General features: G+C 71.3%; 10 protein-coding genes and 1 pseudogene. 8 read left to right on the top strand and 3 right to left on the bottom strand.

Translation table 11 applies throughout. The annotated features are described in order from the left end of the window. The 4 genes and pseudogenes from ABT381_RS20530 to ligD (ABT381_RS20515) all read left to right on the top strand — a co-directional run. Positions 1-303: pseudogene (locus ABT381_RS20530) on the top strand (hypothetical protein); the annotation flags it as partial. A 176-nt stretch (positions 304-479) separates the two neighbouring features. Next, a complete protein-coding gene (locus tag ABT381_RS20525; protein WP_351596079.1) occupies positions 480-1,322 on the top strand; it encodes a nitrilase-related carbon-nitrogen hydrolase in 843 nt (280 codons plus the stop codon). Continuing rightward, positions 1,319-2,626, top strand: coding sequence for an aspartate aminotransferase family protein (locus ABT381_RS20520; RefSeq protein ID WP_351596076.1), 1,308 nt, complete (start codon positions 1,319-1,321; stop codon positions 2,624-2,626). The genes ABT381_RS20525 and ABT381_RS20520 overlap by 4 nt, the downstream gene beginning before the upstream one ends. 165 nt (positions 2,627-2,791) lie before the next feature. Next, positions 2,792-3,751, top strand: coding sequence for a non-homologous end-joining DNA ligase (ligD, locus tag ABT381_RS20515; RefSeq protein ID WP_351596073.1), 960 nt, complete (start codon positions 2,792-2,794; stop codon positions 3,749-3,751). Positions 3,752-3,766: 15 nt separating this feature from the next. Here the strand turns inward: ligD (ABT381_RS20515) and ABT381_RS20510 are convergent, their stop codons facing one another. Further along, positions 3,767-4,075 carry a hypothetical protein gene (locus ABT381_RS20510; RefSeq protein ID WP_351596070.1) on the bottom strand — a complete coding sequence of 103 codons (309 nt, stop codon included), beginning with the start codon at positions 4,073-4,075 and terminating at the stop codon, positions 3,767-3,769. Positions 4,076-4,203: 128 nt separating this feature from the next. Further along, positions 4,204-5,097 (bottom strand): non-homologous end-joining DNA ligase, encoded by an 894-nt coding sequence (ligD, locus tag ABT381_RS20505; RefSeq protein WP_351596067.1) that lies wholly within the window; start codon positions 5,095-5,097, stop codon positions 4,204-4,206. Between the two features lie 63 nt (positions 5,098-5,160). Between ligD (ABT381_RS20505) and ku the strand changes: the two genes are divergently transcribed. Next, positions 5,161-6,312 carry a non-homologous end joining protein Ku gene (gene ku / locus ABT381_RS20500; protein WP_351596064.1) on the top strand — a complete coding sequence of 384 codons (1,152 nt, stop codon included), beginning with the start codon at positions 5,161-5,163 and terminating at the stop codon, positions 6,310-6,312. Between the two features lie 113 nt (positions 6,313-6,425). Here ku and ABT381_RS20495 read toward each other — a convergent pair whose 3' ends face one another. Beyond that, positions 6,426-6,833, bottom strand: coding sequence for an ATP-binding protein (locus ABT381_RS20495; RefSeq protein WP_351596061.1), 408 nt, complete (start codon positions 6,831-6,833; stop codon positions 6,426-6,428). Positions 6,834-7,463: 630 nt separating this feature from the next. On the opposite strand from ABT381_RS20495, the gene lpdA reads away from it, so the two are divergent. The 3 genes from lpdA (at position 7,464) to ABT381_RS20480 (ending at position 10,216) form a co-directional block, all read left to right on the top strand. Continuing rightward, positions 7,464-8,867: a dihydrolipoyl dehydrogenase gene (gene lpdA / locus ABT381_RS20490; RefSeq protein WP_351596058.1), complete on the top strand. Its 1,404-nt coding sequence runs from the start codon at positions 7,464-7,466 to the stop codon at positions 8,865-8,867. Between the two features lie 97 nt (positions 8,868-8,964). Further along, complete coding sequence (locus ABT381_RS20485) at positions 8,965-9,159, top strand: hypothetical protein (RefSeq protein WP_351596055.1); 195 nt, start codon at positions 8,965-8,967, stop codon at positions 9,157-9,159. 193 nt (positions 9,160-9,352) lie between these two features. After that, the gene (locus ABT381_RS20480; RefSeq protein ID WP_467754600.1) at positions 9,353-10,216 is read left to right on the top strand and encodes an endonuclease I family protein; all 864 of its coding nucleotides are present in this window, start codon (positions 9,353-9,355) and stop codon (positions 10,214-10,216) included. Positions 10,217-10,358 lie beyond the last annotated feature (142 nt).

Raw genomic sequence — 10,358 nt, 5'->3', positions numbered from 1 at the left:
GGCCAGGACTGCGCGAGCCTGCTGCGGCAGGGCGTGTCCCGGCCGGTCGCGGAGGTGGGGGTCGCCGCACTGGCGTTGCGGGAGGCGGGCCGTACGGCCGAGGCGCGGGAGCTGCTGGCCGCGATGGTCCGGGCGAGAACCGCGGCGGAGGCGGCCGGCCTCGCGGGGGCCACGAGCCTCCCGGAGGTCCTGCTGCCGATGCTGCTGGAGGCCGCGGCCGAAGTGTCGGAGCACCGCTGCCGCGACCTCGTCCACGCGCTGCGGACGGCCGGCGTGCCCGACCGCCTCACCGGCGCCGGCTGACCCGTCCGCACCACGGCTCACAGCGGCTCGTACAGCAGTTCCCGCAGGGCACGGAATCCGCCGCGCGGCGCGGCAGAGATGGTCTTGCCAGCGTGCGGAACGCGGCCTACGGTCACCTCCACACGCGTAGAGCACTCGCGAACCGGTTGTCTGACGCCCTGGCAAAGGAGCAGCTCATGGCCGATGTTGTACGTGCCGCACTGGTGCAGGCGACCTGGACGGGCGACACCGAGTCGATGATCGCCAAGCATGAGGAGCACGCCCGTGCGGCGGCCGCCCAGGGCGCGAAGGTGATCGGCTTCCAGGAGGTCTTCAACGCCCCGTACTTCTGCCAGGTCCAGGAGCCGGAGCACTACCGCTGGGCCGAGCCGGTGCCCGACGGCCCGACCGTCCGCCGGATGCAGGACCTGGCCCGCGAGACCGGCATGGTGATCGTCGTCCCGGTCTTCGAGGTCGAGCAGTCCGGCTTCTACTACAACTCCGCGGTCGTCATCGACGCCGACGGCACGGTCCTCGGCACGTACCGCAAGCACCACATCCCGCAGCTCAAGGGCTTCTGGGAGAAGTACTACTTCAAACCGGGCAACAAAGGCTGGCCGGTGTTCGACACCGCGGTCGGCAAGGTCGGCGTCTACATCTGTTACGACCGGCACTTCCCCGAGGGCTGGCGCCAGCTCGGCCTGAACGGCGCCCAGGTCGTCTTCAACCCCTCCGCCACCTCCCGCGGCCTGTCCTCCCACCTCTGGCAGCTGGAGCAGCCGGCCGCCGCGGTCGCCAACGAGTACTTCGTCGCCGCGATCAACCGCGTGGGCGTCGAGGAGTACGGCGACAACGACTTCTACGGCACCAGCTACTTCGTCGATCCGCGCGGGCAGTTCGTCGGCGACGTGGCCAGCGACAGCAAGGAGGAACTGGTCGTCCGCGACCTGGACTTCGGGCTGATCGACGAGGTCCGGCAGCAGTGGGCGTTCTACCGCGACCGCCGCCCCGACGCGTACGAGGGGCTGGTGCAGCCGTGACCCACTACGTCGACGACGCCGCCCACCTGCACGCCCGGCACCGCTCCGTACTGCCCGAGTGGCTGAGCCTGCTCTACGACCGCCCCATCGAGCTGACGCACGGCGAGGGCCGGCACGTCTGGGACTCCGAGGGCAACCGCTACCTCGACTTCTTCGGCGGCATCCTCACCACGATGACCGCGCACGCGCTGCCCGAGGTCACCAAGGCGGTCGCCGAGCAGGCCGGACGCATCATCCACACCTCGACCCTCTACCTCTCCCGCCCGATGGTGGACCTGGCGGAGCGGATCGTGGCGCTCTCCGGCATCCCCGACGCGCGGGTCTTCTTCACCACCTCCGGTACGGAGGCCAACGACGCGGCCCTGCTGCTGGCGACCACGTACCGCCGCTCGAACCAGATCCTGGCGATGCGCAACAGCTACCACGGCCGGTCCTTCTCGGCCGTCGGCATCACCGGTAACCAGAGCTGGTCGCCGACCAGCCTCTCGCCGCTGCAGACGCTGTGGGTGCACGGCGGGGTGCGCAGCCGCGGCCCGTACGCGCACCTCACGGACGCCCAGTACATCGAGGCGTGCGTCGCGGACCTGAAGGACATGCTCCAGCAGACCGCGGGCGGCGTGGCCGCGCTGATCGCCGAGCCCATCCAGGGTGTCGGCGGCTTCACGGCCCCGCCCGACGGCCTGTACGCGGCGTTCCGAGAGGTACTGGCCGAGCGCGGCATCCTGTGGATCAGCGACGAGGTGCAGACCGGCTGGGGCCGTACGGGTGAGCACTTCTGGGGCTGGCAGGCGCACGCCGCGAGCGGCCCGCCCGACATGCTGACCTTCGCCAAGGGCATCGGCAACGGCATGTCCATCGGCGGCGTGGTCGCCCGCGCCGAGGTGATGAACTGCCTCTCCGCCAACTCCATCTCCACCTTCGGCGGCAGCCCGGTCACCATGGCCGCCGGCCTGGCCAACCTCACCTACCTCCTCGAACACGACCTCCAGGGCAACGCCCGGCGCGTCGGCGGCCTGCTCATCGAGCGGCTGCGGGCGGTGGCCGCGGGCCTGGACATCGTGCGCGAGGTGCGCGGGCGGGGCCTGATGATCGGCATCGAGCTGGTCGAGCCGGGCACGGACGAGCCGTCGCCGCGGGCCGCCGCGGCCGTCACCGAGGCCGCCCGGGAGCGCGGGCTCCTCATCGGCAAGGGCGGCCTGAACGGCGCGGCCCTGCGCATCGCGCCCCCGCTCTCGCTGACCGTCGCGGAGGCCGAGGAGGGCGCGGGGCTCCTCGCGGAGGCGTTGCGGGTGGCGGCCGGCTGATCGCCGTGGGGGTTCGCGCAGCGCCCCGTAAGGGGCGCGGGGAACTGCGCGCTCAGCCACAGCGCAGCTGAGCCCGGCCACCGGCGCGATCTCCCACGGCGGTGGGCCCGGCATTCGCGTCAGCAGCGGTCGCGCCGGCCGGCCCGACCGCTGATCATCGGAGGTATGGCCATACCTCCGATGGCCGCCCTGCGGCCCATGCTCGCCACGCCCGGCCCGCTGCCCGCCGACGGCCCGGACCCGGCCTGGGCGTACGAGGTGAAGTGGGACGGGGTGCGCTGCCTCGCGAACGTACCGGGCGACGGGTCCGTGCGGCTCGTCACCCGCGCGGGCAACGACGCCACCCGGACCTACCCCGAGCTCACGGCCCTCGGCGACGCGCTGCGCGGCCGGTCCGCCGTCCTGGACGGCGAGGTCGTCGTGCTGGACGCGGAGGGGCGCCCCGACTTCGGGCGGCTCCAGCGCCGTATGAACGTCGCGGACGCGCGCCGCACCGCCCGGCTGCTGACCGACCACCCCGTCCACCTGGTCCTCTTCGACGTGCTGTACCTGGACGGGCGGCCGCTGCTGGAGGCCCCGTACGAGGAGCGCAGGGAGGCGCTGGCGGGCCTGGAGCTGGCGGCACCGGAATGGTCGACCCCGGGGCACGTCGTGGGGAAGGGGGCCGAGGTGTGGGAGACGACGCTGCGCAACGGCCTGGAAGGCGTGATCGCCAAGCGGCTCGGCTCCGTCTACACCCCGGGCGTCCGGTCCGCCGACTGGCGCAAGACCAAACACGTGCGCACCCTCGATGTCGTCATCGGCGGCTGGTGGGAGGGGCGCGGTGGAATCGCCGGGCTGCCCGGTTCGGTACTCGCGGGGATCGAGGAGGCGGGCGGGCGGCTGCGGTACGCGGGCTCGGTCGGCTCCGGCCTCTCGGACCGCGAACGGCGGGAGCTGGCCCGGTACTTCGAGGTCCTCGCGCGCGACACCTCGCCGTTCGCCGGGCCGGTCGAGGTGCCGGGCGCGCGCTGGCTGGAGCCGCGGCTGGTCGCCGAGGTCGGCTACTCCGGCTGGACGGCGGCGGGCCGGCTGCGCCACCCGACCTGGCACCGGCTCCGGCCCGACCTCACCCGGCTGGACTGACCGCCGGCAGGCGCTTCACTGCCACCGGTCGAACGCGTCGAGGACGGTCATGATCCCGTCCTCCCAGGTGGGGAAGTAGCCGCGGATCTGGGAGAGCGACACCGCCGGCCGGCGTTGCCGGCCGTCCATCGCGTACACGACGTGGTTGCCGCCCGTCGTGGACACCTGCCCCACCCTGGTGAAGCCGCAGTCGTTCGGGTCCGGGTCGGTACAGACGAAGAGGAAGTGGTCCGGCATGCCGGGTTCCGGAGCGAGCGGGACGAGGAAGAGGCCCCTCCGCTCCACCTCGCGCCGCACGCGGCGATCGATCCTGGATACGTCCACTGTCGCCATGGCAAGCCCCCGTGCTCACTCCGGCCACCACACTGATGGTCCGTCACATTCTGCGCGGCAGCCGCGGCGGACACAAGAAGGAGTCGTCAAGTCGCGCTCACGGAGCGAGAGTCGACCCCCTAGCGCTTGATGCGCGGCAGCCGCTTCGCCCGGTTGAGGTTGATCAGCGGGCCGAGCAGGTCGCCGTACCGTTCGCGGCGCTCCGCGATGTCGTCGATGAGGAAGTGCAGGTCCGCCGGGTCCGCGCAGCCGGCGATCTCGTCCCAGGTCACCGGTGTGGAGACGGTCGGCTCGGCGCGGGCGCGCACCGTGTACGGGGCCGCCGTGGTCTTCGCCGCGCTGTTCTGGCTGAAGTCGATGAAGACCTTGCCGGGCCGCAGAGCCTTGGTCATCCGGTGCACCACCTGCTCGGGCAGCGCCCGCTCCGCCTCCACCGCGATGTCCTTGGCGTACGCGGTGACCTCCTCCGACGGCGTCGGCTCGACCGGCACGAGCAGGTGCAGCCCCTTGGACCCGGAGGTCTTGGCGTACACGTGCAGGCCGTCGGCCGACAGCCGCTCGCGCAGCCACCCGGCGACCGCGCAGCAGTCGACGATCGTGGCCGGCGCGCCGGGGTCCAGGTCCAGCACCATCCGGTCGGCCACGCCCGGCTCGTCCTTGCGCCACTGCGGGGTGTGCAGCTCCACGACGAGGTTGGCCGCCCACATCAGGGACGCGGTGTCCTGCAGCACCACCTGGCGGCCGGTCTTGCCGCTCCGGCGCGTCAGATCGACGGTCTTCACCCAGGCGGGCGTACCGGGGGGCACGTTCTTGGTGAAGAACGTCTCGCCGTCCGGGCCGTCCGGGTACCGCAGGAAGGAGACCGGGCGGTCGTAGAGGTGGGCGAGCATCGCGCCCGCGGTCAGCGCGTAGTAGTGCAGCACCTCGCCCTTCGTGGTCCCGGTGGCCGGGTAGAGCACCTTGTCCAGGCGGGTGACCGTCAGCCGGCGTCCCTCGATCTCGGTGATCGGCATACCCTGAGAGTCCCACGAATCGTGACATAAGGGACGAACGATCGAACGCTAAGGGACGCACGCATGAGATCCATCTGGAACGGGTCGATCTCCTTCGGCCTGGTCAGCATCCCGGTGAAGATGTACAGCGCGACGGACAGCGCCTCGGCGGTCTCCTTCGTCCAGATCCATGAGAAGGACGGCGGCCGCATCCGCTACCGCAAGGTGTGCGAGCTGGACGGCGAGGAGGTGCCCCAGGACGAGATCGGCAAGGGGTACCAGGCCGCCTCCGACATGATCGTCCCGCTCACCGACGCCGACCTGGCCCAGCTGCCGCTGCCCACCGCCAAGACGCTGACCATCCTCGCGTTCGTCGACGCCGCCGGCATCGATCCGCTGCAGATGGACAAGGCGTACTACCTCGGTGCGAACGGCCCGTCCGCCGCCAAGCCGTACGTCCTGCTGCGGGACGCGCTGGTGCACCACCAGAAGGTGGCCATCGGCAAGGTCGCGCTGCGCAACCGCGAGACGCTGGCCATGCTGCGCGTCCACGACGACGCGATCGTGATGCACGCGCTGCTGTGGCCCGACCAGATCCGCTCCCCGGCCGGCCTCGCGCCCAAGGAGGACGTCCAGATCCGGGACAACGAACTCACCCTCGCCGAGACCCTGATGGACTCGCTCGGCGAGCTGGACCAGGACGAGCTGCACGACGACTACCGGGACGCGGTCGAGGAGCTGGTCACCGCGAAGCTGGAGGGCGGCGAGCCGGCCGTGCCCTCGGAGGGCCCCCGGCGCGGCGGCAAGGTCATCGACCTGATGGCGGCCCTGGAGGACAGCGTCCGGGCGGCCCAGGAGGGGCGCGGCGGCGGCGCGGAAGCCGAGGAGGGCACGGGCGCCTCCGTCACGCGGCTGCGCCGTAAGTCCGGAGACTCCGGAGACTCCGAAGAGGGCGAAGAGGCGGAGGAGGCCGCGGAGGGCACCGGCGGCGCGGAACGGAGGGCCCGCAAGGCCCCGGCGCGTACGGCCGCGAAGACGACGGGCAAGAAGACCGCGGCGAAGAAGTCGACCGCCGCGAGGACGACCGCATCGAAGGCCACTGCCGCGAAGACGACCGCCGCGAAGACGGGTGCGTCGAAGAAGGGCGCGGCCACCGGTCAGGACGGCTCGGCCAAGAAGGCGGCGGCGAAGAAGAGCCCGGCGAAGAAGACCGCGTCACGCCGCAAGGCGGGCTGAGCGGCCGGTCCGGACGGCGGACCCGGAGGCGTACCGGTACGGAAGGCGGGGCGGGGTCCCGGCCCCGCTGGTGCGCCGTGCGGCGCGTCGGTCGATGCGGTGCGCGTGACTGTTCACGTGCCCGCGAGGACCGCCCGTACGGTCTTGCCACCACCGCGGTCCGCGGTGACGTCGAACTGCCGGGACAGCAGTCCCACGATGGCCATTCCCCGGCCGCCGACCGCCTCTTCGGTGAGCGGCTGGACGGTGGGGGTGCGCGGGCTGTCGTCGTGCACCTCGATGGTGACGCCGCTCGCGGCGGCACTGAGGCGCAGCCGGCAGCGGCTGTTGCCGTGCCGCACCGCGTTCGTGACCAGCTCGGACACGATGAGTACCGCTTCGTCCACCCGGCCCGACACCCCGTCGGGCATCTCCGGATGGCCGAGGAAGCCGCTGGTCAACCTCCTGGCCCAGCGGGCCGACGCGACCTCCCGCGGCAACGCGTATTCGACGCGTGCGGCGCGGTTCCTGTTCGCGTGCATGGGTCTCACTCCCTCCTTCAACGGTGGCGGAGGGCATACGGTCAGCGCGTCGACCCCTCCACCGTGGCCGGTGCGATCACGCACGGCCTGCCGACGGGAGCGGTCATTCCCGCTCGAACACGCCCCAACCATCGAGAACCCGTTTGCCGACCCGCTGTGACGGAGTGAACACCCGCACCTCAGGGGGCGCCCGGCGCTCAAGGGCGTACCCGCTCCCGGAGCGGGCACCCTGAGGGTCACCGGCGCACGCCCCACGGCGGACGGATCAAGCCGATCATGGCGGACCCGCGGCGCCGCGTGTCGGCTCCGTGCGGCCCGACGCGGCCCGCCGCCCGGCCCCCGGTGCCACCCACCGGGCCCCCGGCTCGCCCGTACTGCGAACGATGGTTTACTATTCAAAGGAAGTGAGGGACGGCGACGCACCGCCGCTGACCTCGCTCTCCGGCGCCCCCGCGGTATCCGCGGACGCGCCCCTCACACCAGCCCCGGCCGGCTTCCCCCGTCTGGCCGGGGCTTCCCCCTTTCCCGACGCGGGTGCGCCGAACGGCCTACGCGGCACCCCGCCAACGGCCTACGCGGCGTCCCGCCAACGCCCTGCGCACGCGACCGGTACCGACCTACGCTGCCGGTATGAGTGCACACTTTGACGTTGTCGTCCTCGGCGCGGGCCCCGGTGGCTACGTCGCCGCGATCCGCGCGGCCCAGCTCGGCCGCAGCGTGGCCGTCATCGAGGAGAAGTACTGGGGCGGGGTCTGCCTGAACGTGGGCTGCATCCCCTCCAAGGCCCTGCTGCGCAACGCCGAGCTGGCGCAGCTGTTCACGCAGGAGGCCAAGACCTTCGGCATCCGGGCCAGTGGCGAGGTGACCTTCGACTACGGCGCTGCCTACACCCGCAGCCGCAAGGTCGCGGACGGGCGCGTCAAGGGCGTGCACTACCTCATGAAGAAGAACAAGATCACGCAGTACGAGGGCCGCGGCACCTTCGCCGACCCGCACACCCTCCAGGTCGCGCTCTCCGACGGCGGCTCCGAGACCGTCACGTTCGACCACTGCATCATCGCCGCGGGCGCCACCACCAAGCTGCTGCCGGGCACCTCCCTGAGCGAGCGGGTGGTGACCTACGAGGAGCAGATCCTCAGCGACGAGCTGCCCCGCAGCATCATCATCGCGGGCGCCGGCGCGATCGGCGTGGAGTTCGCGTACGTACTGCGCAGCTACGGCGTGGACGTCACCATCGTGGAGTTCCTGGACCGGCTGGTCCCGCTGGAGGACGCCGAGGTCTCCGCCGAACTGGCCAAGCGGTACAAGCGCCTGGGCATCAACCTCCTCACCTCCACCCGCGTCGAGGCCATCGACGACGACGGTAGCGGCAGCGTGAAGGTGCACGTCAGCACCGGCGGGCAGCGGCAGACCCTGGAGGCCGACAAGGTCCTCCAGGCGATCGGCTTCCAGCCGCGCGTCGAGGGCTACGGCCTGGAGAACACCGGCGTACGGCTCACCGAGCGCGGCGCCATCGACGTCGACGGCCGCTGCCGTACGAACGTCCCGCACCTCTTCGCCATCGGCGACGTCACCGCGAAGCTGATGCTCGCGCACGCCGCCGAGTCCATGGGCATCGTCGCCGCCGAGACGATCGCGGACGCGGAGACCATGGAGCTGGAGTACGTCATGATCCCGCGCGCGACGTACTGCCAGCCGCAGATCGCCAGCTTCGGGTGGACCGAGGCGCAGGCCCGGGAGCAGGGCTTCGACGTCCAGGTCGCCAAGTTCCCGTTCACCGCGAACGGCAAGGCGCACGGCCTCGGCGACAGCGTCGGCTTCGTGAAGATCCTCAGCGACGCCCGCTACGGCGAACTCCTCGGCGCCCACCTCATCGGCCCCGAAGTCACCGAACTGCTACCGGAACTGACGCTGGCTCAGCAGTGGGACCTGACCGTCCACGAGGTGGCCCGCAACGTCCACGCACACCCGACGCTCGGCGAGGCGGTCAAGGAGGCCGTGCACGGGCTCGCGGGGCACATGATCAATATGTGAGAAGCCGGGCCATACCCCCTGGTCGCGGCACTCCGTGCCCCGCCGTGGCCGAGCCGAAAACGAGCGGCGGCGCGGCGGGGTCCGGCGACACTGAGGCATGTCCAGTGTGTCCCGGGGGAGCCGCCCGTACCGGCTGCGCGATCATCCGCTCCGCGTCCGCCTCGGCCCGCTCGCGAGCACGCTGCGGGACGTGTTCGGCTGCCTCGGGGTGATCGTGACCGCGGTACTGGTCTCGCTGCTGTGCGTGCTGCTATCGCAGCAGTTCCCGCAACTCGCGGAGATCTCCCCTTGAGAGGGCGGCAGGCCCGCCCCTTGAGCGACGCGTGGCGCTCTACGCCCGTAGATCTCCACACTCCTGACACTCCTTCACACCACAAAGGTCACACCGTGGTGATGCCGGAGTGGCAGCATGCCTGCGGCCGACAGACCGTCGGCCGGCCTCGGCCCGCGCTCCCCCACGTATCCGCGCGGGCCGGCCCACGCGCATGGGGGAGAGGACACCACTCGTGGACATATCCCGTACCGCCACTCGGCGCAGAATCGTCACGGCACTCACAGGTACAGCGCTGCTCGCCCTGGCCGTCCAGGTACCGGCCACCGCGGCCCCCGAGCCCGCCCCTCCGCACCGCATCACCGCCACCGCGTACGACACCACCACGTACGACGACACGTACTACAAGGACGCGCTCGGCAAGACCGGTCCCGCGCTCAAGTCCGCGCTGCACACGATCATCAGCTCCGGCGTCAGCAAACTCAGCTACAGCCAGGTCTGGGACGCCCTGAAGGTCACCGACCAGGACCCGAAGAACTCCGCGAACGTCATCCTGCTCTACACCGGCCGCTCGCAGAGCAAGGACGACAACGGCGGCGACCCCGACCAGTGGAACCGCGAGCACGTCTGGGCCAAGTCGCACGGCGACTTCGGCACCGCCACCGGGCCCGGCACCGACATCCACCACCTGCGCCCGGCCGACGTGTCGGTCAACAGCACCCGCGGCAACAAGGACTTCGACAACGGCGGCAGCGAGGTCGGCGAGGCGCCCGGCAACTACACCGACGGCGACTCCTTCGAGCCCCGCGACGCGGTCAAGGGCGACGTGGCCCGCATGATCCTCTACATGGCCGTCCGCTACGACGGGGACGACGGCTTCGCCGACCTGGAGCCCAACGACAAGGTCGACAACGGCTCGGCCCCCGCCATCGGCCGGCTCAGCGTCCTCAAGACCTGGAGCGAGCAGGACCCGCCGGACGACTTCGAAAAGAACCGCAACGAGGTCATCTTCGACAAGTACCAGCACAACCGGAACCCGTTCATCGACCACCCGGAGTGGGTCAACGACATCTGGTGACCGTACGCGGTCAGGGGTGGTGGCCGCCCGCCGCGGCCACCATCCGGCCTCCCCGCTTGCGCATGTGATCGCTGTACGAATAACGGGCGGTCAAATTCTCGTTGCTGATCTGTTGGAAACGGTCAGGAAGTGGCACGCTCTG

The organism is Streptomyces sp. NPDC000151 (assembly GCF_040301705.1).
Lineage (GTDB): Bacteria > Actinomycetota > Actinomycetes > Streptomycetales > Streptomycetaceae > Streptomyces.
Note: the sequence above shows the minus strand (reverse complement) of the source record. Positions and strands in the feature narration are given on the sequence as shown.